Below are 24,512 nucleotides of genomic sequence, written 5' to 3'. Positions count from 1 at the left end.
GAAATAGATCTTTAAATTGCTTAGATCAGATTCAACTGAATAGATGTAAAAACCCAAGGCATTTAGAGCAAATTGCTCACACTGTCACAATAAGCGAATCTGATGTTCAATTAAACTCGAAAATGAATAGCCAAAAAACGGCAAAATAGCGTCAGCCACCGGCTGCAACTGCCGATCCAGGTAATGTTGATAATCGATGGCAGATGTTCTCGTCGCCTTGGGTTCCGGGCCATTGGTGGTGATGAAATATTCCACCCACTCACCGCGTTTTGGCGTCAAACCCACCTGAGCCAATTTATGCGCCGCCTGCACATGGGGCGGTCGGCTTTTTGCGTAATCCTCAAGCTTGCGGCGCAAGCGCTTACGATACACCAGCTGCTCATCCTTTGCGCCGGCGCGAAGAGCCGCCACTAGCTCGACAATCCATTGATCCACCGCTTCACCATGAAATAATCGCCAGTAGAGCTCAGTTTGAAAGTCTCGCGCCAAGCGCGTCCAATCGGTGCGCACACTCTCTAAGCCCTTGAAGATTAACTCGTCTGCGCCGCGTTGATTGGTAATAATGCCCGCGTAGCGCTTCTTGCTACCGGCTTCAGAGCCACGAATGGTCGGCATGAAAAATCGCTTAAAATGGGTTTCGAATTCCACCTCCAAAGCACTGTTGAGCTGGTGCTCGGTGCGGATGGTTTGCGCCCACCACAAATTGAGCCCGGCCGCTAAACTCTGCCCCAGCTCCTCCGGGTTCATCGTGGTCGCCGCGTCTCCAGCCCAGACAAATAATGAATCGGTGTCGCCATAAATAACCGCAAAACCCTGCGCCTCTATCCATTGCTTCGAGCGCTGAATAATTTCGTGGCCACGCAAGGTAATAGAGCTGCATACGCGCGGATCGAAAAAGCGGCAGCCCTCCGAACCCAAGACGCCATAGAAGGAATTCATGATGATTTTTATGGCGTAAGACAGGGGTTGGTTCTTTTCCGCCTTAGCGCTATCCCGTGCAGACCAAAGCTTTTCGATAATGCCGGGCAGCAAATGCCCCTCTCGGGCAAAAAATGCCTCGTTAAAGCCTTGCACAACTTGCGCCTTTTTTAGGCCGCTATTTTTAGCCCGCCAGTAACCGCAGGGGTCGATAAGAAAACTGCGAATGATAGACGGGTACAGGCTTTTAAAATCCAGCACTAACACATCGCTATACAGGCCGGGGGTGGAGTCCATCACATAGCCGCCAGGGCTAATCACATCGGATTCAATTTCACCTAAATTCGGCGCGACAAAACCAGCTCGGTGCAGCAAGGGCAGATAGGCGTATTCAAATGCCGCCACTGAACCACCGATGCGATCCAGCGGTAAACCAGTCAAACGGGCGCGGGCAATGGCGAAATCCAGAAGATTTAATTTTGCAAATATGTCGCTCACCAGCTGGCAATCTTGCAAGTTATATCGTGCCAACGCAGTTTTATCCTCATTAAACAAGCGCGTAATTTCGGCACCGCCATCGCTGCCGGCAATCAGTTTTCCGGTACCCAAAACAGACTCGGAGACTTGCTGCAAACTGTAACTATCAAAACTAAACGCGGCCGCCTTAACCAAATCGATACCGTCTAACGCCACCCGGCCGGCGATATGAATGTAGCGCCTTTCGCTATCCGGTTCTTCGCGCCAGCGCGGCGTGGAGCCGTCTCGACCGATATTAAATTTTATCGACTGCTGATCACAGAAACGTTGCAACATCCAAAGATCAAAGCCGATAACATTCCAGCCGATTAAAATGTCTGGATCGAGTAAACGAACCGCGCGTAAAAATTTATCCAAGCATTCGCGCGCACTCGCGCAGGCGATTAGGTCCAATTCATCGCCAGCTAGGTGCTGATCCTCGCTGGCGCCAACCATATACACTCGTCGTACGGCCGGCCCCTGCAGTGCGATAGAAAACAACTGTAAGCCATCCATAGAGGTTTCAATATCGATGGACAGCACCTTGAGGTTAACCTCGGCAATAGCTGCCGGCTTTATCTGTTTTGGCGCGATAAAACCCCGACTCACGGGGCCCGGTTGGTAGGCGATATCGGCGGTGATAAACCGCTCCATCAAATACCGATCGGCTGGGCGAATATCTGATTCCCAGGTCGTAATACCCGCGTCGCTCAACAAGCTAACGGCGTTGCGCTGTAGCACGTGACTGCGACTATAAAGTGCACTCACGGCCAAACCTTGGTGATTGGTTAAGTTCAACGCTTGCGCGCGCCAGCCACTGTGTTTTGCCAACACCTTGGCCAGTAGCGCGTGATCGGATTGTAGAAAAAAGCAGACACTTTCTTGGTTGGTTACACGCAGTGCTTTACTGCCCTGCGATGTTGCCAACCAAAACTCCAGCGCCAAGCCCGAGCGGGCGTCGCGCCAATCGCGGGTGAGCAGAAAGCCTTGGTTTACTGTCACCCGTCAACCTCTACAACGCACTTAGCCCTGGGAGAGCAACTCGCGTAAATCAATAATGGCGGCATTGGCACGCGACACATAGTTGGCCATCACCAAAGAGTGGTTCGCCAACATTCCAAAGCCTGTGCCATTAAGAATCAGCGGGCTATGCAAGGGCTCTTGGGTGGCCTCCAACTCGCGAATTATTTGCTGCAAGCTCACCAGAGCATTTTTATTCTGGAGCACATCGGCAAAATCCACTTCCACCGCTTTTAACATATGCATCAGTGCCCAGGAGGTGCCTCTGGCCTCGTAAAAAACGTTGTCAATTTCCCACCAAGAGGTTTTAACCATCTGCTCTCGCGGTGTCGCCGTAGATTTCTTTGCCGCTGCCTCGCCAGCGAGATCAGTGTTCACCCGATTTTGTTCGACACTGGCGGAAAGGCGCTGGGACAAACTACCCAGCCTCGACTCCACCGTGCGCAACCAATAATTTAAGTTATCGGCGCGCGCGTAAAATTGGGCATCTTGCTCATTGTCATCTACCAAGCGCGTGAGATAGGCGTTCAACAATTTAATACCGGCGCGATATTCAGATTCAGATGACGGCAACACCCAGCTGTTGTGATTAAAATTAAAGCGCGGTTCGGCGAGGGCCAAATCTTTATCCTCGCGCGACTGAGACTGAGAGCGACTAAGCACTTCGCGCATCGCCTTGCTTAAATCGCGCACTTGAATAAGCACGCCGTACTCCCAGCTGGGCTGGTTGTCCATCCAAACACTCGGCGGCATGATATCGTTACTAAGATAGCCACCCGGCTTATCGAGCAGGGTTTCAGCGATATGAATAAGTGCCGCCGTGGTTACCGTACCGACCACTGGCTTATCGCCGTGTACAGGCACGCGCAGCATGGCATTTTGCTTCACCGAAAATGCATCCGGTTCTTGATCCCAATAGAAGCCTAAGCCCGCAATTGCGAGTAACAAAATGAGCAGGGCAATTGCCATCCAGCGCCACATAACATTCCCCTCGGCTAAATCCGCTTTAACATCCGCACCGTAATCACTCATGTTGCGCTTGTTTTTTAGCCACAAGCGTTTAATACCGTTCCATGCCATGCGCTGTTATCTCCCGAAGTTTTCGCTAGTGGTGATGTTGATGCTCGCCGGCCTGATGGGGGTTTACGACTTTCGCAACCGCCGCTACTTGCTCGCCATTGCTGAAGTGAAATTCTACTGCAAGGTCGGTGCCGGCCTTTAGCGGGGCTTTTAATTGAAACAACATGACATGAAAGCCCCCTGGTGCCAACGCCACCGTCGCCCGAGCCCCTATGTCAATCGCATCCACACGACGCATTTGCATCATGCCGTCCTGCTCATTGTGCGTGTGCAGCTCCGCCTTATCGACGCCCTCAACCACCACCTTGACCAACTCGGTGGGCTTGCGCGTGGTGTTATAGAGGGTGGCAAACAGCGCCGAGGTGTTAGTGCCGGGGATAGACTCTTTCGCCCACGCCTCTGTCACCTGTATTTCGGCAACGGCGACCTGGGTAAAAAACGCCAGCAGCGCAAACATAAAACCGTTTTTCATCTTCTTCTCCTATCAATCAATCGCTAGGGCAATTCAGCCGCTGGCCGGCCTAAATAATAGCCCTGTGCGCCATCCAGTCCGAGCGCCTTTACTTGCAGCCACTCCTGCTCCGTTTCCACGCCCTCGGCCAGTAACATCATATCGCAACTGTGTGCTATCTGAGCCAATGATTTGACGAAGAACTGATTATCCTGGCGATTATGTAAATGAGTGATGAAACTGCGATCAATTTTTAAACTGTGTAGCGGCAGGCTTTGCAGATAGTTAAAGGCTTTACCTGTAACGCCAAAATGATCCAATGACACCTTAGCGCCAGCGCTATTGCTGATAGCGACGAGATCCCTCAGCGCATCCATCGAGTGCAGCACCACATTCTCGCTAACTTCAATGAATAGGCGACTGGCGAGCTCGGCGTTAAGGCTTAGGAAATCCTTTAACCAGTGACGAAACTGCGGCAAGGCGATAGTTCTGGGCGAAAGATTCACACAGTAATTCGCCTGCGTCTGGTGAAAGGTTTGCGCCAGCATTTCCAATACGCGCCGATCCAGGGTATCTACCAAGGCGAAGCGCTCCACCATCGGTAAGAAACTACCTGCTGGCTGCAATTGGCCATCTACTTTCAGGCGCACCAACACTTCTGCGTGCAGCAACTGATTATGCAGATCAAAAACAGGCTGATAGTGCAGCGCCAACTGGCCCTCGCTCAAACTGCGCTCCAGTAATTGCCGCCATTCGCCAGCGGGCCTAGCGCCGACGGTTTCCGTAAGCTGTAAGTGCCAACCCTTTTCAGCTTGGTGCTGAGCCACGCGCAGCGCCGCATCCGCTCGGCTCAGCAACTGACTATCGAGGGTGACCGCTTGATCGTGCACCACGCCGAGATGCAGCGGCAAGCTGCCCTCTGGCCAACTAATAAGCTGCACCTTGGCCACCAATTCTTCACACAGGGTAACTGTTTGCGCTCTATCAATTGCGGGAATGAAAATGCAGAAATCGGTGCCTCCCCGACGCGACACAATGGCACCCGGCCAGGCCGTCGACAATGGCTTGAACACATCGGCAATCTGCCGCAACAGTAAATCGCCCGCTTCTCGCCCATGGGTTTGGTTGTATTTTTGCATGCCGGATAGCTGCCAAAGCAACAGCGCGCCCTCACCCCCACCCAACTCTGATTTAATGAAAGACTCTAGGCGTGCATCAAAATCTAGCCGGTTAGAAAGCCCGGTAATAAAATCCACATGGGAAGATCGATGCAAAGATTCCGTTAGCTCCAACTGCTCCTGGAACATGTCTTTGATTTTTTCCACCATGCGGTTCATCGCATGAACCATAGAGCGCAGTTCCCGTGTGCGCGGCAGGCGCTGCTGCTCGGGAAATTCGCGCCGACAAATGGCATCCGCCTGCTTTTCCACGCGCTTTAATGGCCGCAGTAGAAAGTGCAACGACACGCCGGCCAGACCATAAGCTGCCACTGCGGTAAACAGAAATAGCCAAAGCTGCTCGCGGAACACGCGCCATAGATCACGATAGGCCAGCCCCGTGTGGGCAATCACTTCGATTTTACCCAAGCGGAACCAACCATTAATCACTTCGGACTCGCCCCTGGGCTCGGGAATCTCGATCAAGTCGATAAACCATGCGGGCACATCGTCCACCTGCAAGTTAACGTCGCGCGACACTAGCGTCTTGCCCTCGAGATCGCGGTAAGAAATTTCACGGTAATAACCGCGATCAAAAATAACATCGACCATCGAACCAATTAACACCGCATCTTTTTCCTGCGCGGCCTGGGAAATACTAAACCCAAGCGCCGTCGCAGTATCTTGCGCGTGCACGTTCATTTGCGCGAAAAAATATATCCGCGCATTAACCACACTGACAATCATATTTCCGGCCAGCAACACCATCACCAAGAGGGTGATGGCAATGACCAATTGGCGCAACAAACTCACGTAAGCTCCTCGCTCATCCCGCGACGGGCTGAGTCAGGTTAGAGAAATGTAGTCGACCACTACAGCGGACACTTAAGACTAGCAGCTCAAGCATCTGCGCTTGTGGCTAAACGAGCCGGCTCGATACTATCAGGACTCCCGCACAACCGGTACTCGAACAATACGCGGCCGAGACGACAGCCCCGTGGTAACGACGAAATGATGATTTGGCTGCGCTTGCTTTAGCTGTTGGTACAACCACCGACTTTCAATATCGGTGCGCGCATAGATGACAATTCGCTCACCGCTGTCGGCGAGCGAAAGGGCCAGCGCCTGCAGTCGCTGCACCAAGGCCGGGTCTCGGCTCTCGAGCTCTTTAACGCTCAATTTTACAACGATAGGTCGCTCGCCATTTAAGGACAGCTGCTCCTGCTGCACCAGCGCTTGGCGCATTTGAATCACGTCGCGGTTATTGGCATCCAGACTTTGCGCCCGGGCCAACAAGGTGAGCGCTCGCTCGAAGTTGCCTTGGCTCAGGGCGGCATTGGCCAAGGCCATATAACGGCGCAAGATCAACACCACACCGTTGTGGGCGTGAACATTTTCTGGGTCTAGCACCAGCGCATTGCGGTACAGCTCAAAGGCACTGTTGCGCTTAGGCCTACTGAGGTGATCCCTCGCTAGGGCCGCATCGGCTGCCGCCAAATATTCGAGCAGCTGATCGCTCTTCGCCTCTGAGCGCGGCTCAAATGCAGGCTTGGTGATACGCGGGACAATTTCTGTTATTTGACTACAGCCAAGCAAATGAGCCACCAAACACAGGGCAACTAAGCTGTAACTTCTTTTCGACTTCAATATCTAAACTCTTACCACGTCAAAATAGCGCTTATTACCAAAATTTGGCGCTCGGCACACCGGCTTTTCAAGCAACCTGTTATTCTTGAGCCCAACAGTTTGCCGCCGCCGCTGCTTTAAGCACCTTGATGGCTCAGCAATAACTCACTCATCAACCTAAGAAATGAATGAATCACATGACCGGAACTTTCCAAGGAACTCTCCAAAATAGCGCACATAGTGCCCGATACGGCACCTTGGTTCCAGCGTTGCAAACGCTCGCGATATTGATACTGCTGGCCCTAGTCAGCAGCCAGAGCGCTGTCGCACAACTTGCCCAACCCGCGAGCCTCAGTGGCGAAGCCGAATTCCTGCCCATAGAAGAGGCTTACCAAACCCTGCCCTTCAGCAATCAAACCAGCTTGCAACTGGAGTGGCGCATCAGCCCCGGCTACTACCTATACCAAGAGCGCTTTAAGCTGCTGGCCCGCCAGCAGGGCAAAACCCTGACCCTTAATCCGCTTTGGCCCAAGGGCAAGCACAAGTACGACGAGTATTTCGAGCGCGAGCTAGAGGTGTTTTACAACGGCCTCAACCTAGATTTACCCAATAGCGGCCTCGACCTCACGCAGGACTTCAGCCTGCATCTTCAGTCCCAAGGCTGTGCTGATGCCGGGCTTTGCTACCCGCCGCGAGACCAGCAGTTTAACTATAGCGCGCAAAGCCAGACCTTTACCGAGCAAGCCCCCACGCCCCTCGCGCAAGTCTCCGCCGCAAGCCCAACCACGGAACCTCTTGCGACGGCGCTGCCACCTAGCAATACCAGCTGGTTGGTCGCCATTTTACTCGCCATGCTGGGCGGCTCGGTGCTCAATTTAATGCCCTGCGTATTTCCTGTGCTATCTATTAAGGCGCTCAGCCTGGCCAGTAGTGGCGAAGACGGCGCACACCGCAAACTGCACGGCTGGGCCTACACCGCTGGCGTGGTGTTGAGTTTTGTTGCCATCGCCGGCGCACTATTAATTGTCAGAGCCGGCGGCGAAGCCGTTGGCTGGGGCTTTCAACTCCAATCGCCGCTATTAATATTAGGCTTGGTTTACCTGTTTTTCGTGCTCGGCATGGCGCTACTCGGCGCCCTAGAAATTGGCACTGGGCTGGCTAATATTGGCGGTAACCTCGCCAATGCTGGCGGCCTGAAGGGTTCATTCTTCACCGGCACCTTGGCGACGCTCGTGGCCAGCCCTTGTACCGCGCCCTTTATGGGCACAGCACTGGGTTACGCCATGACCCAATCGCCCGCCGCCAGCCTGTCAGTGTTCGCCGCATTGGGATTCGGTATGGCCCTGCCCTTCTTGGCACTCTGTTACGTGCCGCACCTGCACAAATGGCTGCCCAAGCCTGGTGCGTGGATGGAAACCTTTAAGGAAATTCTGGCCTTTCCGTTATTTCTCACCGCCATCTGGCTACTCTGGGTACTGGGCCGGCAAACCAGCACCGATGAACTCATCATGGCCCTATGCGGCCTACTGGCTTTAGGCTTCGCGCTATGGCTTTGGCGCTTTAAAAATTGGTTTGCCAAACTCTGCCTGCTCGGCGCTTTGGCGCTGGCAGTGCTGCTGCCACTCAGTAGCAAAGACGTCTCCACCGATCACTGGGATGCCTACGACAGCAGCCAGTGGCAGCAACAGCGCCAACAGGGCCAACCCATATTCGTGAATGTTACGGCAGACTGGTGCCTAACCTGCTTAGCCAACGAGAAACTGGTATTTAGCCAACAATCGGTGCAAATAGAGATAGCCGATGCCGATTTAATGCTAATTAAAGCGGACTGGACGAAATATAACCCCGAAATCACCGCGCTTTTGGCGCAATACCAGCGCAATGGCGTGCCCTTATACCTCATGTTTCCAGCCGACCCAGAGGCAAAACCAGAAATTTTACCTCAACTGTTAACACCGGACATCTTCCTCGAGGCGCTAAACCGCGCCATTGCAGGAAATTGACCGACATTTACAGCAATTAGCGGCATGTTCAGCAACTTTGCTCGAACATGCCGCTAACTAGCGCGCTTTAAGCCCATTTCGCTGACAACATGTCGCGATCGTGCTAGTTCCACTGCCGCAAAACACAATAAAACAAGCGTTTTGAATCTAACTTCCGCGATCTGGTCGCTAACTAACAAGAAAGTTACAATATCCCTCCGCAAACGTGGACAAGGGGTCACAATTCCGGCAAACTCGCCCCTCAATTGAAGCCCATGTTTGTTTTTTGGGCTTTTAGACGACGTTCCACTATCAATCGCAGCTTAATGAGGTGAAAACCCCACGATGGCAACCATTCTGGTGTTACACGGCCCCAACTTGAATTTACTGGGTAGCCGCGAACCTGAAGTGTACGGCGCAACCACTCTGGCAGACATTAATCAGCGCTTAACAGAGCGCTGCCTAAAAGACGGCCATCATTTACAAGCTCTGCAAAGCAACGCTGAATACGAACTTATCGATCGCATTCACGACGCCAAACGCGAGGGTGTAAATTTTATTATTTTCAATCCGGCGGCTTTCACGCACACCAGCATTGCCCTGCGCGATGCGTTGCTTGCGGTCGGGATTCCGTTTATCGAAGTACATTTATCCAATGTGCATAAGCGAGAAAGTTTTCGCCACCACTCCTACTTTTCGGATGTAGCGGTGGGTGTTATCTGTGGGCTGGGAGCCCAAGGTTACGAGCTGGCATTGGATGCCGCACTAAATCAATTAGCCTGACCTTTCAATAACAGGCCTAAACACAAAGTGAGAGTGTGATGGATATTCGTAAAATTAAAAAATTGATTGAGCTGTTAGAAGAATCTGATATCGGCGAAATCGAAATTAAAGAGGGTGAGGAATCCGTACGCATCAGCCGTGGCTCAAACCATCAGCCACAAATGATGCCCATGCAATACGCCCCCATGCAGCAAAGCGCACCTGCTGCAGCGCCAGCCGCCGCAGCAACCGTTGCTGCTGCAGCAGAAGCTCCGGCAGCGCCAAACGGCCACATCATCAAATCGCCGATGGTGGGCACCTTTTATCGCTGTCCAAGCCCTGGCTCTCCAGCCTTTGCCGAAGTGGGCAAGCACGTAAAACCGGGCGATGTGATTTGTATCATTGAAGCCATGAAGATGATGAACCAAATTGAGGCTGACAAGGCCGGCATCATCGAAGCCATTTTGGTTGAAGATGGCGAGCCAGTTGAATTCGATCAACCTCTAGTCACCATCGTTTAAACGGCCCTCTTGCCACACACACGAATGACTAGCAGGAGTAGGATTCATGTTTGATAAAGTATTAATCGCAAACCGCGGTGAAATTGCACTGCGTATACTGCGCGCCTGTAAAGAGCTTGGCATCAAGACAGTGGCGGTTCACTCTAAAATTGACCGCGATCTTAAGCACGTGCGCCTGGCCGACGAAACCGTGTGCATTGGTCCAAACCCATCGCCACTCAGCTATTTAAATATCCCAGCCATTATCAGCGCTATGGAAATCACCGACTCGGTTGCCGTACATCCGGGCTACGGTTTTTTAGCCGAGAACGCAGACTTTGCCGAGCAAATCCAAAAAAGCGGCTTCGTTTTCATCGGCCCAGATCCCGATGTGATTCGCTTAATGGGCGATAAAGTATCGGCCATCGCCGCCATGAAGCGAGCCGGTGTACCCACTGTGCCGGGCTCAGATGGCGAACTGCCGGACGATCGCGAGCAATGCTTAGCCATTGCCAAGCGCATTGGCTACCCGATCATCATTAAAGCCGCCGCCGGTGGCGGTGGTCGCGGCATGCGCGTGGTGCACACGGAAGCGGCCCTAATCAACTCCATTCAAGTAACCAAGTCCGAGGCCAAGGGCGCCTTTGGCGACGACACTGTGTACATGGAAAAGTTTTTAACCAACCCGCGTCACGTTGAAGTACAAGTGATGTCCGACGGCCAAGGCAACGCCATCCACTTGGGCGATCGCGATTGCTCGCTCCAGCGCCGACACCAGAAGGTACTGGAAGAAGCGCCGGCGCCGGGTATTCCGCAGCACGTGCGCGACGAGGTCTACGCCTCTTGCGTAAAAGCCTGCGTCGACATTGGCTATCGCGGTGCCGGCACCTTTGAGTTCTTGTATGAAAACGAGCGCTTTTATTTCATCGAAATGAACACTCGTATTCAGGTCGAGCACCCAGTCACCGAGATGGTCACCGGCGTGGATTTAATCAAAGAGCAAATCAGCGTCTGTGCGGGCAATAAATTGTCGCTAAAGCAATCGGATATCGTGATCAAAGGCCACGCGTTTGAATGCCGTGTGAACGCCGAAGATCCAAAGACCTTTATGCCTTGCCCGGGCAAAATCAACACTTTCCATTCGCCAGGCGGTTTAGGTGTGCGGGTTGACTCGCATATTTATGGCGGCTACACAGTGCCGCCAAATTACGATTCGATGATTGCCAAAATCATCACCCATGGCGATACCCGGGAAATCGCCTTGAATCGGATGCGCAACGCGCTAGACGAAGTGGTGATCGACGGCATTCGCACCAACATTCCGCTACAGAAAGACCTGGTGCGCGACGAAGCCTTCCGCAAGGGTGGTGTGAACATTCACTACCTCGAGAAGAAGCTCGGCGGCAACCATTAAACCCAGCTGTTTCAGCTAGGAGCCCCACATAAAAAACCCAGCCTAGGCTGGGTTTTTTATGTGTCAGGACAAACTAGGGAGGAACTTGCTCTATGCTTCGTCTGACTAGTAAGTTCATTATTTTAATCAGAGAGAACACCATGCTACGCCTCATTTGCTCGGGCCTTCTTAGCCTGCTCGCCACCCTTGCAGTGGCTACCACGCCTAAACTCGACCCAAGCGTGGATTACCACAGCCAAGCCAACCCCCACCAAGTACTCACTACCCACCTCACCTTGGATCTTAGCGTCGATTTTAAGAAACAAGAGTTGAGCGGCTCGGTCATCTTTGACTTCGAGCGCAAAACAACCAAGGCAAGCGAACTGGTATTAGACACCCGAGACCTCACCATTATCGCCACCAGCGCGCGGGTTGACGGCAAATGGACGAAGACAGGGTTTAAATTAGAGGCGCCCCACGAAGCTTTAGGCGCCGCCCTGCGAGTGACGCTGCCGGCCAAGGCCGACCAAATTAAAGTGCAATACCGCACCAGCGCAACGGCATCCGGGCTGCAGTGGCTTACGCCCGCGCAAACCGCCGGCAAAAAGTATCCCTTCCTGTTTACCCAGGCACAGGCTATTCATGCCCGCAGCTTTATCCCGCTGCAAGATACACCGCAAGTGCGCACAACCTACGACGCCATTTTGCGCACGCCGAAAAACTTACGCGCCGTGATGAGCGCCGAGAACACGCCCAACGCCGATAAAACCGGCGAATATCGCTTCCATATGCCGCAAGCCATCCCGTCATATTTAATTGCCTTGGCCGTGGGCGACTTGGAATTCAAAGCCATGGGCGCGCGCACTGGCGTCTACGCCGAGGCGTCAATACTCGATGCCGCCGTGGCTGAGTTTGCCGACACCGAAGCCATGCTAGAAAGCACAGAAAAAGCCTATGGGCCCTACAGCTGGGGCCGCTATGACTTGCTGATCCTGCCGCCTAGTTTCCCCTTCGGCGGCATGGAAAACCCCCGCTTGAGCTTTATTACCCCAACCGTCATCGCCGGCGATAAAAGCTTGGTGTCGCTCATTGCCCACGAATTGGCACACTCCTGGTCGGGCAATACGGTTACCAATGCCACCTGGCGCGATCTTTGGTTGAATGAGGGCCACACCACCTACCTCACCTACCGGATTATGGAGCTGATTTACGGCCAGAAGCGCTTCAACATGGAAAGCGTACTGGGCTACCAAGACCTGCAAAACGATATCGCCGAGCTGCCCGCGCCCTATCAACTGCTGGCAATAGACTTGCGCGACAAAGACCCAGACGACGGCTTTTCCGATGTGCCCTACGAAAAGGGTGCTTTGCTGCTGACCGAAATCGAAACCAAGATCGGCCGCCCGGCGTTCGACGCTTACCTAAAACAATACTTTGCCGATTTCGCCTTTAGCAGCCTATCCACTGAAGAATGGCTGACCTATGTCGACACCCATTTAGTCGCCAAGCACCCCGAGCAATTGTCGATGCAACGGCTAAAACAGTGGATATATCAGCCAGGCATTCCCGAGGGCGCACCCGTGCCTAAGTCCAATGCATTTACCGATATAGACCAAGTGCGCAGTCAGTGGCTGTCCGGCAGCCTGAAAGCCTCGGACATCAAAGCCACCGAGTGGACAGTGCACGAATGGCTGTACTTTTTGAACAATTTGCCGGCGCAGTTAACCGACGCGCAAATGCTCGACTTAGACACCCAATTCAAATTAACCAGCACCGGCAACAATGAAATTGCCCACAGTTGGCTGTTGATTGCCATCAATAATAACTACCAGCCCGCCTATAGCCGCTTAGAAAGTTATCTCGTTCAGATAGGCCGGCGCAAACTCATCACACCGCTATACAAAGCACTAGTCACCACGCCCACGGGCAAGGCATTCGCCCAGCGTGTCTACGCCGTCGCTAGGCCCGGATACCACCCCTTGGCACAGGGCACAGTAGACGCTATTGTGAATCCTTAATCACTCTCAGCCTGACGCACCTAAGCGTCAGGCCAACATCTTGCGAGACAGCTATGAGCGCCACACGCATCAACCGATTCGTCGCGAAAGCGGGACAAGCGGACGCACTAAAATTGTTTCTCACCGAGCTGATACCCTATATAACCGCATCTCCAGGCTGCGAGAGCTGCGAACTGCTGCAACAGGAAAGTCAGAAAACGGAATTTTTTATTGTCGAAAAATGGCATGATAAAGCGGCGCACCAAGCCTCTGTAGCAGGCTTTCCGAAAGATAAAATACAATCTGCCATGGCGTTATTGGCCGAGGCACCACAGGGAAATTATTACCAACGCTGTTAAATTCTATTGCCATTAAAAGTCGCCAAGAATACCGCGTCGAAAGCACATCAAACAGGAAACGAAATGCCGAGCCAACCACCGACACCCAAGGCTGCACTACCGCAAGCCAACAACCCCCTGCATGGCATCACCTTGGAAAATATTTTAATTAGCCTAGAACAACGCTACGGTTGGGACGGCCTCGCACAGCGCATCAATATCAACTGTTTCAAATCAGACCCATCGATAAAGTCGAGCTTAAAATTTTTACGCAAAACACCCTGGGCGCGAGAAAAAGTGGAACAGCTCTATATTGCCAGCGCAAGCCACAGCAATCCTTGGAATAATCCTTAACGCAACCTTCGAGCAATCAATAGATTGCACCAAAAGGCCACAGCACACTCAAAGCTCAAAGCTCAAAGCTCAAAGCTCAAAGCTCAAACGGAAAGCAAGCAGCGGCACTTCACATCCATCAACGAAACCTTAGGTAAACGATGAATATCACAGCATTCAGTTTCGAGCAGCGTCAGGCGATGTCGGTTACCCGTATTGTGAAAGCGATATTTCCCGGCACCACTAACCACCACAACACCCTGTTCGGCGGCCAAGCACTATCGTGGATGGACGAGGCAGCGTTTATCGCCGCCACGCGGTTTTGTCGCAAATCCTTGGTGACAGTATCGACCGATCGCATCGATTTTAAAGAACCCATTCCCGCAGGAACATTTGTTGAACTGGTTGCGAAGGTAGTGCGAGTTGGGCGCACAAGCGTGACGGTCAACGTCGATATTTGCCTAGAAAACATGTACGCCGACGGCCAACATCAAGCCATTAGTGGCGAATTCAAATTTGTCGCCATTGACGACGAGCGCAAGCCAACACCGGTCATGAGCTAGCGCTTTCCCGGAGCCATCATTAGGACTAATTTAGTACTTACGCGACCTTTTTATATCATCTAAAAAGTGGGACTATAGGTCGCGAAGTTCCGGCCGAATATCAAGCACAACATCGCGCTGGCACACCGATAGGGCAAGGATTCCGTCTCGACTATGAACAGCAATGATAAAAATACCACCGATCTGCTCAGTAAACTCAGCATCGACCGCAGTAAAACACCCGAAGCTTCAGGCTTTTCGAATACTACAGTTGCCATACTGGTGTTGGCCGCCGCGCTCACTGGCGCCGGCCTATCATATGTATTAACCGCGACAGCCCCAAGCCCAACCAGCAAACCCATCAGCGACAATAGCGCGCCCAGCTCCGCTGCCAAGCAACAAGAGATACCCGCGGCACCTAAGCCAAGCGCGATCAATAGTGCGGTACTCAATGCTTCCGGCTACATCACCGCGCGCCGAATGGCCACCGTGTCCGCCGAAGTCATGGGACTCATCAAAACCGTCGAAGTCGAAGAGGGTATGGCGGTGCAAGAGCATCAAATATTGGCGCGACTCGACGACACACTGGCGCGCGTGAGCCTGCAACAAGCACAGGCACAAACGCAATCGGCGCTGGCCCGAGTCGACAGCTTGAGCGCATCGCTGGAAGAGGCGCAGCGCCAATATCGTCGCGCACAAGAAAATAAATATTCTAGCGAGCTTGAGAAAACCCAAGCGGTGACAAACCTTGCCACGGCAAAAGCGAATTTAGCCGGCGCAAAATCGGATCTCGCCGCCCTTCGCTTCGAAACCCAACGCCGTACCGAACTAGTCGACGACCACATCATTCGCGCGCCGTTTAGTGGCGTGGTTACGGTAAAAAATGCCCAACCCGGTGAAATTGTCGCGCCCAGCTCGGCCGGTGGCGGCTTCACCCGAACTGGCATCTGCACCATTGTGGATATGACATCGCTGGAGATTGAAGTGGATGTGAACGAAGCGTTCATTGGTCGCGTCAGCCCACAGCAAATGGTAAAAGCACAGCTCGATGCCTACCCAGACTGGGAAATACCCGCCAGTGTTATTGCCATTATTCCCACCGCCGACAGAGGCAAAGCCACGGTGCGTGTGCGCATTCAAATTGATGCCACTGATGAACGCATACTGCCTGACATGGGTGTAAAAGTTGCATTTTACTAATTCTAACGAGAGAGCGAAAAATTCATGGACAACCTATTCGAACTGAACAAAGTCGCCAAACGCTTCGTAAAGGGCAAGGAAACCATCACTATTTTTGACCAGCTCGATTTACACATAGCTAAAGGCGATTTCGTTGCCATCATGGGGCCTTCTGGCTCGGGTAAAACCACCCTGCTAAATCTGCTCGGCGGCGTCGATCAGCCCACAGAGGGTGAAATACTATTCGACGGCGACCCTATTGAACGCTTGAGCGAGAACCAATTGGCAAAATGGCGCGCGAACAACGTGGGTTATATTTTCCAATTCTACAATTTAATGCCCATGTTAAACGCCGCGCGCAATGTCGAACTGCCGTTAATGCTAACCAATCTCTCCAGCGCCGAGCGCAAGCAGAGTGTGAGCACGGCGCTGGAGCTGGTCGGTTTGGCCGATCGCGCTAAGCACATGCCCAGCGAGCTATCCGGTGGCCAACAGCAGCGTGTTGCCATTGCTCGGGCCGTGGTCTCAGATCCAAAACTTTTGCTGTGTGACGAACCCACCGGTGATTTAGACCGCAGCACTGCCGATGAAATTTTAAAAATGCTACAGCTGCTCAATCGCGAGTTCGGCAAAACCATCATCATGGTGACCCATGATCCCTCGGCCGCAAAATACGCCAACCGCACGCTGCATCTGGATAAGGGGGAGTTTGTCGACAAGGAAGCCGCGCTATGAATGATTTCTATCTGATCATAAAAAACATAACGCGAAAAAAGTTAAGGCTAACACTCACCCTGTTTTCGATTTTTATCGCCTTTACCATTTTCGGCGCCATTACCGCATTAAAGGCCTCGCTCGATTCTGGCATCGATATGTCGGCCGACAATCGACTTGTGGTGGTTAACAAAATTAACTTCACCGTTTCCATACCCTACGCCTACGTCAACAAGATCAAGGCCATGGAAGGGGTAAAGGATGTGACCCACGCCAACTGGTTTGGCGGCTACTACCAAGAACCAGCTACACAAATCATGTCCTTTGCCATAGACCCAGAGAGTTATTTTAAGGTTTACGAAGAATTGATCGTCGAGCCAGCTGAATTTCAAACTTGGCTCAACAACCAATCCGGTATGCTAGTGGGCGAGCGACTTGCTAAAGTCTACGGCTGGAAGGTCGGCGATCGCGTGCCAATTTCGTCCAATATTTTTTCCCAAAAGACCGGTGGTCAAACTTGGGAATTTACCGTTGATGGCATTTTTCGCGCAGAGGACTTAAAGGTAGACACCGGCTATATGGTGTTCCACTACAAGTATTTTCGCGAAACCAATTCCTACGGTGGCGATAGTGTGGGTTGGCTCACGCTCACCACAACTGATGCCAGACTGAATGAAACTGTTGCCAAAGCCGTTGACGATAATTTTGCAAACTCGAGCGCAGAAACAAAAACAAGCACTGAAAAAGCATTCAATAAAGCCTTTCTCGAACAAATTGGCAATATTGGCCTGATTATTTTCGGTGTCGTTTTCATGGCCTTTTTTACCATTCTGATCGTGGTGGGCAATACCATGGTATTAGCCATTCGCGAACGCACCAATGAAATCGCGGTACTGAAAACCCTTGGCTTTACCTCTATGCGGATTTTCAACATGGTACTGGCGGAGTCATTGCTACTGGCATTTATCGGCGGACTGCTGGGGTTAACCGCGGCACACCTTATTGTTCAGGCCATGTCAGCGCAGCTGGCCAAATTCCTGCCTAATATTGCAGTAGACCAAAGCGTAGTGATTCAAGCGCTGATCTATATGGCCCTACTCGGTTTAATTACCGGCATTATGCCCGCGCTCAACGCGTTACGGCTCAATATTGTTACTGCATTTAATAGGGGCTAATTATGTTTTCCGTGATTTCACAAACGAACGCCGTGATCGTCATGAACATACGCAGCCTGCCGCGGCGCCTGTGGATGTCGCTGGCCATGATATTAGCCAATGCGGTTGTGGTGGCAATTTTACTGGCCTTTCTCGCCATGGATAAAGGCTTTGAAACAACCCTACAAGGTGCCGGCTCAGACGATGTCGCACTGTTTCTACGCAAAGGTTCTGCCGCTGAGCTCAATAGTGGTTTGGACCGTGATCAAGTGAATTTAATTCGCACGGCACCGGGTATTGTTAAAGATGACAAGGGCGCGCAGGTTTCTGCCGAGCTCTATGTCATCGTCGATGGCATAAAAAAATCCACCGGCACCGAGGCTAACTTGCCGCTGCGCGGGTTGGAACTTTCCGGCGTGCCATTGCGCAATAATTTTAACATCAGTGCTGGCCGCCTATTTACACCTGGCACCAATGAACTTGTGGTCGGGCGCGGTGTTATCCAACAATTTGAGGGCTTCGATTTAGGCAGCAGTCTAAGGATTGGCAATTCCGATTGGACAGTGGTGGGTGAATTCACCACGGGCGGCAATGTTTTCGAAAGTGAACTCTGGGCCGATCTCAGTGTTATCCAGAATGTTTACAACCGTGGCAGCTCGGTGCAAACAGTGCGCGCACGGCTCACAGATGCATCCCAGCTAGAGGCTATTAAAGCCTTTGCGGAAAATGATGCGCGCCTAAATGTCGATGTGCAAACAGAAAAGGATTACTTCTCCAGCCAAAGTAAAAACCTAAGTTATATGGCCATTTTCGGAAAGGTTATCAGCGCGGTCATGGCGCTAGGAGCCTTATCAGGCGCGCTCAACACCATGTACACCTCTGTTGCGGATAGGTCAAAGGAAATTGCCACATTAAGAACGCTCGGCTTTAGCACCACCTCAGCCTTTTTGGGTACGCTAGTAGAGTCCATGGTGCTTGCCGCCATCGGCGGTTTAGTGGGCGCCCTGTGTGCATTCTTATTGTTCGACGGCCTCAATGCCTCGACCTTGGGGGGCAGCTTTACCCAAGTGGTGTTCAGCTTCCGGATGACCGGCGATCTGATTCAACAAGGCATCCAGATGGCGTTAATCATCGGCTTCGTCAGCGGCGTATTTCCCGCCTGGCGCGCAGCCCGTATGCCGGTATTGCTCGCCTTTCGTTAACGATAGAACGACGCACGAGTGGCCAATGAAATTGAGGCCACTCGTCGCCCATGCTTACGACGCCCAGCCCTTCCACCTCGAATCCCAAATTCATGAAAAATTTTTTCACAGAGCTACCCAATGCCAAGCATGAGGAAATATTTCAAACTCTCTTGGCGCAGCCGAACCTCAAAATAGAGCGCATTATTAGCAACGGTCAAAGCTCTCCGGCGGATCATTGGTACGATCAAGAACAAGCCGAGTGGATAATGCTAATACAAGGCGAAGCCGGCATTGAATTCAAAGGCGAACAGGCCATCGCGCTCAAGCCGGGAGACTACCTCAATATTCCCGCCCACCAACAGCATCGCGTAGCCTGGACCAAAAAAGATGCCACTACGCTCTGGTTAGCCATACATTACACGGCAACTTAGTAATTTTACGGTCTAGAGCGCCGCATACATTTTGGTGACATCATCCATATTCTTTAACATAGAATCCGTCGTACCGGTAATCACATAAATAAGCCTATCGCCGGTTATCTGCATCAACCCATCGAAGCCTTTGCTGGCATAGGCGAACTGGCCTTCAACCCGGTTTAACTTGGTTAAGATATCCGGCGTAGTGAGGGTGCTTTCTTTTAAGTAGCCTAAAACATTTTCATACTCAGCCAAATCTTCATACAGCGCTTGTATTCGCTCCTCGCCACCCAGCTTTTGAAAGTAGGCTAAATAGTTTTTAGCAATTCGCTGCGACAGCATGCGCTGCCGGCCAGAGATGTTTACCACTTCGCCCAAGCCCGTTTTGGAAATTTTTTCTAATAGGCCCACGTATCTATTCGCCTCAACCAATATACGGTCACTCGCCAGCAATAATTTTTCTGCATTGGCATCGCTAGCCTCAGATAGGGCTAGTGCACGATAGGCCTGCCACAGAGATTTTACTCGATCGAGATCAGGCGCCAAGGATTTTGCGGCGGTAAAATTCTCTAGGGCCGAAAGATTACTCTCAAAGCGTTCAATGCCGCGCACCACCCTATCTCGCCCTTTTGGGCTCTGCGGCTGAATAATTGTTAACAGATAACTCTGCGCAATGCGCTGTGACAACATTCTTTGTTCGCCCGCGCGATTGACCGCTTCGCCGATACTCATCTCCGCATGAGCCAACATACTGATGGCAGTCAAAAAAAGTACCGACACACTTGGCAAAAATCTGATAAAGGCAAACCGGTGACATAAACCCATGATGTTGAACTCCAAAGCGTAGCTAGACTTGATCCCCTGAATTCAAATCTGCACGAACCAGGCCAATAGCCTAGGCCTTGCGGCAGCCACCACTAAAACCTGCGCAACTCATGATGCGCCGGCCTTTTCCAATTTATTGAAACTAGATTGAGAGTCGCTTTCAGAGCACCTCATGCCACCCGAGAGTGCACGCAATCCCCATTAAGGTGCGAAGCGTAAGTCGCCCACCGTCTCTCTTTTGTCGTTTCCGCCCCAACGCGCGAGGCAGGCGAGGAAACATCGCTGGCGCAACCGACCCAATTTGACGCACAAATTTAAAATATCGAACCATTTTGGCTCTCTGCCTAAGTCATTCATCGACTCTTTCAAACGCCGGCACCGCCTCTAAACAATAAATTATAAATATATTTATCTCAGGTCTAGGCCGAATACACCGCCAAAAACTTAGCTAATCCTTCGCTCAACATAGACTGTCGAGCAACACCTAAATCCGCCTTAAAGCCTTTACCGTTAAGGTGTGGCCCGCGATCTTGCCTGAGAAATTAAATTCGCGCGCAACCAACATACAAGTCTTTTTCGCTCACCCTTCATCCACTTAAGATCAGGAACTTCAAAGGCGCGACTTAGTTTTGGCATACATATTGATACCCATAAAGTGTTACTCGCCAAACACCAATGAGTAGCGACACGCACAGCTTGATACAAATCAACAACACCTAGACCAGACACACATAAGGTGTAAGCGTTCACCATTATCGAAGACCATAGAGAGTGAGATATGAAAAAAGTTTACTTGTCATTGGCTATCGCAGCCGCCGCATCATCGCCCTACGCCTTAGCAGATTCAGCGCTCGAGACCTTCATGAAAGAAAGTAAAACCAATATCGATTTTCGCTATCGGTTTGAAAGTGTTGAACAAGATGGCATCGATAAAGATGCCGTCGCGAACACCCTCCGCTCGCGCTTGAGCTTTGTTTCAGGCAACGTAAGCGGGTTCAGCCTGGGTTTAGAATTCGATGACGTACATCATTTAGGCGATGATAATTTTAACAGCACCAGCAACGGCAATAGCACTTACCCGGTTGTCGCAGATCCAGACGGCACCGACATTAATCAATTTTACGCAAAATACGTGAGCGGTAGCTTTGCAGCCACCGGCGGCCGCCAGCGCATTAATCTCGACGATCAACGCTTTGTTGGTGGTGTGGCGTGGCGCCAGAACGAACAAACTTACGATGGCGCTAGATTACAGTTCGGCAGTGGTTCGCTTAGCGGCGAGTACAGCTATGTATCTCAGGTGAATCGTATCTTCGGGCCCGAAGGCGCCAACGCGACCCTAGATGGCGATGTGCATTTACTGAACGCAGCCTGGAGCTTAAGCGATGCGCAGAAAGTCGTCGGTTTCTACTACGATATGGATTTTGAAAACGCCGCTGCGGCATCAAACCAAACCTATGGTCTGCGCTACGAAGGAAAGTTTAAACCCGCAAGCGTAATAGCAAGTTACGCGGCACAATCCGAAGCGGGCGACGGCGCAGAGTACAGCACAGACTATTATTTGCTCGAAGCTAAAGGCGTCTTGGCCGAAAAATTTAACTGGACAGTGGGTTACGAAGTCTTAGGCTCAGACGATGGTGCAAAAGGGTTTCAAACACCACTGGCAACAGGTCATAAATTTCAAGGTTTCGCGGATAAGTTTCTTGGCACCCCAGCAAACGGTGTAGAAGACGCCTATATAGGTGCAGGCGCCAACGTGGGGCCACTAAAATTGGCTTTGACTTACCACGATTTTAAAGCGGCGGAAGGCAGTGCTAATTACGGTACAGAATGGGACGCCGTGATAGCCTACCCAATTAACAAGCAGGTCACCACCTTGCTTAAGTTCGCTGATTATCAAGCTAAGGATTACGCATCGGACACGCAAAAGATTTGGCTGCAAGTTCAGATTTCACTCTAAAGCTGCTCGAACGCTAATCAATAAAAATGCCTCCGTTACAGGAGGCATTTTTAACATCACGAAAATAATTACTATTTACGTCTAGCTACATCTACCGTCTATTGCAAATCAAACCTATCAGCTTGCATAACTTTTACCCAAGCACTGATGAAGCTCTTGGCAAACCGCTCTTGAGCACCATCATACGCATAGCTTTCAGCCACGGCGCGTAACTCTGAGTTCGAGCCAAATATCAGATCTACTGGCGTTGCAGAGTATTTAACTTTGCCCGTTTTTCTATCGAAGCCTTCGTATAGACCATCGACTTTACTCTTGCGCCATTGAGTTGACATATCCAGTAAATTGACAAAAAAGTCATTGGTTAAAACGCCAGGCTGCGCGGTAAAAACACCATTTTTACTACCATCGGCATTCGCATTGAGGACCCGCATACCGCCAATCAACGCCGTCATCTCTGGCACGGTTAAGTTCAATTGATCAGCCTTATCCACCAACATTTCGGCCGGCGTACGATAAGTGCCGCTGGTATCAAAATAGTTTCGGAACGCATCCGCCTTTGGTTCCAATAATGCGAAGGATGCTATATCCGTTTGTGCTTGACTGGCATCACCTCTGCCAGACTTAAAAGGCACCTCAAGCTTCATTCCAGCGTCGCTCGCCGCTTTTTCAATAGCCGCCGCACCACCTAGCACGATGAGATCAGCCAAAGATACTTTGTTTTTACCGTACTTTGTTTGAATAGCCGTGAGTTTGCCCAATACTTTCGTTAACTCTTGCGGATTGTTTACCGGCCACTCATTTTGGGGCGCTAGCGCAATGCGCGCCCCATTGGCACCGCCTCGCTTATCTGTGCCGCGGAATGTCGAGGCTGATGCCCAAGCCGTGCGCACTAATTCCGGTACCGTTAAGCCGGAGCTTAGAATCTCCTTCTTGAGTTTACTAAGTGACCTTTTATCAAGCGGTTTAGCCTTTGTTGCGGGAATAGGATCTTGCCAGATCAATTCGTCACGCGGAACTTCGGCCCCTAAATACAAGGTGCTTGGCCCCATGTCGCGGTGCGTCAACTTATACCAAGCTTTGGCAAAAGCCTTTTGGTAGTCGTCCGGGTTTGCCAGAAAACGCTCGGCAATTTTTTTGTACTCAGGGTCAAACTTCAAGGCCAAATCCGCTGTGGTCATAACCGGCGCGTTAAACTTACCTTTAACATGGGCGTCCGGTACAGAGTTGTGTAGAGATTCGTCAGTGGGTATCCACTGAATCGCACCACCGGGGCTACGCGTTTGCTTCCAGTCAAAATTCAATAGGTTTTGTAAATACAGCGTGGTCCACCGAGTCGGCGCCTGCGTCCAAGCACCTTCAAGGCCGCTCGTTACCGTATCTTCTGAATGCCCTTTACCGCATTTATTTTTCCAACCCAAGCCTTGGCTTTCTAGGCCCTCAGCCCCGGGCTCTGCACCAACACAATCAGCAGGTTTGTGCGCGCCGTGCATTTTTCCAAAGGTGTGGCCACCGGCAATCAACGCGACAGTTTCTTCATCGTTCATCGCCATTCGCCCGAAGGCCACACGAATATTTTTTGCCGACCCAACAGGATCTGGCTTACCCTTAGGGCCTTCAGGGTTCACATAAATCAAACCCATATGGGTGGCGCCAAGGGGGCGCTCAAGCTCACCGTCCTTATCTTCACGATCGCTCGCTAACATTTCCAGTTCTGGGCCCCAGTAAACTACATCGGGCTCCCAGTCATCGGTGCGACCACCGGCAAAACCATAGGTTTCGAAACCCATGTTTTCTAACGCCACATTGCCGGCCAAAATCATTAAATCCGCCCAGGAAAGACTTTGTCCATATTTTTGCTTGACCGGCCACAACAACCGACGCGCTTTATCCAAACTCGCATTATCTGGCCAGCTATTAAGTGGATCGAAACGTTGTTGACCGCCATCGGCACCACCGCGCCCGTCAAGTGTGCGGTAGGTGCCAGCGCTATGCCAAGACATGCGAATAAAAAATGGGCCATAGTTGCCAAAGTCCGCTGGCCACCAATCTTGGGACGTTGTTAATAATTGGTCGATGTCTTTTTTAACGGCAGCTAAGTCCAACTTTGTAAATGCTTTTGCATAATTGAAATCGTCGCCATAGGGGCTGGATCGAAGATCGTGATCGCGCAAGGCGGAGAGATCTAGCTGATCTGGCCACCAAAATTGATTGGTTCGAGCCATGCCGGGAACCACCTTGCCCGTTCCCGCGGCGCCTTTCGGCTTGGATATTTCATCGGCATTGACGAAAGTCAGAGTGGCGGACGACAATAGACTAGCTATTGCGGTGCTTAATAGTAGATTACGTTTTTTCATTATTAACTCCATCCCTATTTATGCTGCGTGGCAGCCTTCATTGCATGTATGTCGCCAGAAGCGACGTTTTATTACCAACAACAATTTCAAACATCTACAACAACTTCGAACATC

Annotated in this window: 21 protein-coding genes; 14 read left to right on the top strand and 7 right to left on the bottom strand. The window is 51.5% G+C overall.

The features are described from left to right. Positions 1-84 precede the first annotated feature (84 nt). The 5 genes from QWY82_RS06015 to QWY82_RS05995 all read right to left on the bottom strand — a co-directional run bounded on the left by QWY82_RS06015 (position 85) and on the right by QWY82_RS05995 (position 6,789). Positions 85-2,436, bottom strand: coding sequence for a DNA polymerase II (locus QWY82_RS06015; protein ID WP_290260653.1), 2,352 nt, complete (start codon positions 2,434-2,436; stop codon positions 85-87). 21 nt (positions 2,437-2,457) lie between these two features. Beyond that, positions 2,458-3,486, bottom strand: a complete 1,029-nt coding sequence (locus QWY82_RS06010) for a DUF2333 family protein (RefSeq protein WP_380736152.1) — start codon at positions 3,484-3,486, stop codon at positions 2,458-2,460. A 73-nt stretch (positions 3,487-3,559) separates the two neighbouring features. Then, entirely contained in the window at positions 3,560-4,006 is a 447-nt protein-coding gene (locus tag QWY82_RS06005) for a copper chaperone PCu(A)C (RefSeq protein WP_290260651.1), read from the bottom strand. Positions 4,007-4,029: 23 nt separating this feature from the next. Further along, positions 4,030-5,955 (bottom strand): bifunctional diguanylate cyclase/phosphodiesterase, encoded by a 1,926-nt coding sequence (locus QWY82_RS06000; protein ID WP_290260650.1) that lies wholly within the window; start codon positions 5,953-5,955, stop codon positions 4,030-4,032. A gap of 129 nt (positions 5,956-6,084) precedes the next feature. Beyond that, positions 6,085-6,789, bottom strand: a complete 705-nt coding sequence (locus tag QWY82_RS05995) for a tetratricopeptide repeat protein (protein ID WP_290260648.1) — start codon at positions 6,787-6,789, stop codon at positions 6,085-6,087. Positions 6,790-6,956: 167 nt separating this feature from the next. On the opposite strand from QWY82_RS05995, the gene QWY82_RS05990 reads away from it, so the two are divergent. From QWY82_RS05990 to QWY82_RS05930, 13 genes are all read left to right on the top strand, one after another. Next, positions 6,957-8,771, top strand: a complete 1,815-nt coding sequence (locus QWY82_RS05990) for a protein-disulfide reductase DsbD family protein (RefSeq protein WP_290260646.1) — start codon at positions 6,957-6,959, stop codon at positions 8,769-8,771. Between the two features lie 324 nt (positions 8,772-9,095). After that, a complete protein-coding gene (gene aroQ, locus QWY82_RS05985; RefSeq protein ID WP_290260645.1) occupies positions 9,096-9,533 on the top strand; it encodes a type II 3-dehydroquinate dehydratase in 438 nt (145 codons plus the stop codon). Positions 9,534-9,571: 38 nt separating this feature from the next. Then, entirely contained in the window at positions 9,572-10,033 is a 462-nt protein-coding gene (accB, locus tag QWY82_RS05980) for an acetyl-CoA carboxylase biotin carboxyl carrier protein (protein ID WP_290260644.1), read from the top strand. A 46-nt stretch (positions 10,034-10,079) separates the two neighbouring features. Continuing rightward, a complete protein-coding gene (gene accC, locus QWY82_RS05975) occupies positions 10,080-11,426 on the top strand; it encodes an acetyl-CoA carboxylase biotin carboxylase subunit (protein WP_290260643.1) in 1,347 nt (448 codons plus the stop codon). Between the two features lie 92 nt (positions 11,427-11,518). Then, complete coding sequence (locus tag QWY82_RS05970; protein WP_290260642.1) at positions 11,519-13,423, top strand: M1 family metallopeptidase; 1,905 nt, start codon at positions 11,519-11,521, stop codon at positions 13,421-13,423. A gap of 53 nt (positions 13,424-13,476) precedes the next feature. Beyond that, positions 13,477-13,761, top strand: a complete 285-nt coding sequence (locus tag QWY82_RS05965) for a putative quinol monooxygenase (RefSeq protein WP_290260641.1) — start codon at positions 13,477-13,479, stop codon at positions 13,759-13,761. A gap of 63 nt (positions 13,762-13,824) precedes the next feature. Further along, a complete protein-coding gene (locus tag QWY82_RS05960) occupies positions 13,825-14,094 on the top strand; it encodes a VF530 family protein (protein ID WP_290260640.1) in 270 nt (89 codons plus the stop codon). Between the two features lie 140 nt (positions 14,095-14,234). Next, positions 14,235-14,636: an acyl-CoA thioesterase gene (locus tag QWY82_RS05955; RefSeq protein WP_290260639.1), complete on the top strand. Its 402-nt coding sequence runs from the start codon at positions 14,235-14,237 to the stop codon at positions 14,634-14,636. Between the two features lie 153 nt (positions 14,637-14,789). After that, the gene (locus tag QWY82_RS05950; RefSeq protein ID WP_290260638.1) at positions 14,790-15,815 is read left to right on the top strand and encodes an efflux RND transporter periplasmic adaptor subunit; all 1,026 of its coding nucleotides are present in this window, start codon (positions 14,790-14,792) and stop codon (positions 15,813-15,815) included. A 24-nt stretch (positions 15,816-15,839) separates the two neighbouring features. Continuing rightward, positions 15,840-16,529: an ABC transporter ATP-binding protein gene (locus QWY82_RS05945; RefSeq protein ID WP_290260637.1), complete on the top strand. Its 690-nt coding sequence runs from the start codon at positions 15,840-15,842 to the stop codon at positions 16,527-16,529. After that, positions 16,526-17,683 (top strand): ABC transporter permease, encoded by a 1,158-nt coding sequence (locus tag QWY82_RS05940; protein WP_290260636.1) that lies wholly within the window; start codon positions 16,526-16,528, stop codon positions 17,681-17,683. The genes QWY82_RS05945 and QWY82_RS05940 overlap by 4 nt, the downstream gene beginning before the upstream one ends. 2 nt (positions 17,684-17,685) lie before the next feature. Further along, on the top strand, positions 17,686-18,864 hold the full coding sequence (locus QWY82_RS05935; RefSeq protein WP_290260635.1) for an ABC transporter permease: 1,179 nt from the start codon (positions 17,686-17,688) through the stop codon (positions 18,862-18,864). 92 nt (positions 18,865-18,956) lie between these two features. Then, positions 18,957-19,277 (top strand): cupin domain-containing protein, encoded by a 321-nt coding sequence (locus QWY82_RS05930; RefSeq protein WP_290260634.1) that lies wholly within the window; start codon positions 18,957-18,959, stop codon positions 19,275-19,277. A gap of 12 nt (positions 19,278-19,289) precedes the next feature. Here QWY82_RS05930 and QWY82_RS05925 read toward each other — a convergent pair whose 3' ends face one another. After that, entirely contained in the window at positions 19,290-20,027 is a 738-nt protein-coding gene (locus QWY82_RS05925) for a type IV pili methyl-accepting chemotaxis transducer N-terminal domain-containing protein (protein WP_290260633.1), read from the bottom strand. 838 nt (positions 20,028-20,865) lie between these two features. Here QWY82_RS05925 and QWY82_RS05920 point away from each other — a divergent pair. Beyond that, positions 20,866-22,044: an alginate export family protein gene (locus QWY82_RS05920; protein WP_290260632.1), complete on the top strand. Its 1,179-nt coding sequence runs from the start codon at positions 20,866-20,868 to the stop codon at positions 22,042-22,044. A gap of 98 nt (positions 22,045-22,142) precedes the next feature. On the opposite strand, the gene katG is transcribed toward QWY82_RS05920, so the two are convergent. Further along, entirely contained in the window at positions 22,143-24,266 is a 2,124-nt protein-coding gene (gene katG / locus QWY82_RS05915; RefSeq protein WP_290263475.1) for a catalase/peroxidase HPI, read from the bottom strand. Between the last annotated feature and the right edge of the window lie 246 nt (positions 24,267-24,512).

This window comes from Simiduia curdlanivorans, assembly GCF_030409605.1.
In the GTDB taxonomy this organism is placed as follows: Bacteria; Pseudomonadota; Gammaproteobacteria; order Pseudomonadales; family Cellvibrionaceae; genus Simiduia; species Simiduia curdlanivorans.
Note: the sequence above shows the minus strand (reverse complement) of the source record. Positions and strands in the feature narration are given on the sequence as shown.

Coding starts and splice junctions, on each gene's coding strand:
- QWY82_RS06010 (WP_380736152.1), bottom strand. CDS start 3,486: ATGAGTGATTACGGTGCGGATGTTAAAGCGGATTTAGCCGAGGGGAAT.
- QWY82_RS06005 (WP_290260651.1), bottom strand. CDS start 4,006: ATGAAAAACGGTTTTATGTTTGCGCTGCTGGCGTTTTTTACCCAGGTC.
- QWY82_RS05990 (WP_290260646.1), top strand. CDS start 6,957: ATGAATCACATGACCGGAACTTTCCAAGGAACTCTCCAAAATAGCGCA.
- aroQ (WP_290260645.1), top strand. CDS start 9,096: ATGGCAACCATTCTGGTGTTACACGGCCCCAACTTGAATTTACTGGGT.
- accB (WP_290260644.1), top strand. CDS start 9,572: ATGGATATTCGTAAAATTAAAAAATTGATTGAGCTGTTAGAAGAATCT.
- accC (WP_290260643.1), top strand. CDS start 10,080: ATGTTTGATAAAGTATTAATCGCAAACCGCGGTGAAATTGCACTGCGT.
- QWY82_RS05970 (WP_290260642.1), top strand. CDS start 11,519: ATGCTTCGTCTGACTAGTAAGTTCATTATTTTAATCAGAGAGAACACC.
- QWY82_RS05965 (WP_290260641.1), top strand. CDS start 13,477: ATGAGCGCCACACGCATCAACCGATTCGTCGCGAAAGCGGGACAAGCG.
- QWY82_RS05960 (WP_290260640.1), top strand. CDS start 13,825: ATGCCGAGCCAACCACCGACACCCAAGGCTGCACTACCGCAAGCCAAC.
- QWY82_RS05955 (WP_290260639.1), top strand. CDS start 14,235: ATGAATATCACAGCATTCAGTTTCGAGCAGCGTCAGGCGATGTCGGTT.
- QWY82_RS05950 (WP_290260638.1), top strand. CDS start 14,790: ATGAACAGCAATGATAAAAATACCACCGATCTGCTCAGTAAACTCAGC.
- QWY82_RS05945 (WP_290260637.1), top strand. CDS start 15,840: ATGGACAACCTATTCGAACTGAACAAAGTCGCCAAACGCTTCGTAAAG.
- QWY82_RS05940 (WP_290260636.1), top strand. CDS start 16,526: ATGAATGATTTCTATCTGATCATAAAAAACATAACGCGAAAAAAGTTA.
- QWY82_RS05935 (WP_290260635.1), top strand. CDS start 17,686: ATGTTTTCCGTGATTTCACAAACGAACGCCGTGATCGTCATGAACATA.
- QWY82_RS05930 (WP_290260634.1), top strand. CDS start 18,957: ATGAAAAATTTTTTCACAGAGCTACCCAATGCCAAGCATGAGGAAATA.
- QWY82_RS05920 (WP_290260632.1), top strand. CDS start 20,866: ATGAAAAAAGTTTACTTGTCATTGGCTATCGCAGCCGCCGCATCATCG.
- katG (WP_290263475.1), bottom strand. CDS start 24,266: ATGGCTCGAACCAATCAATTTTGGTGGCCAGATCAGCTAGATCTCTCC.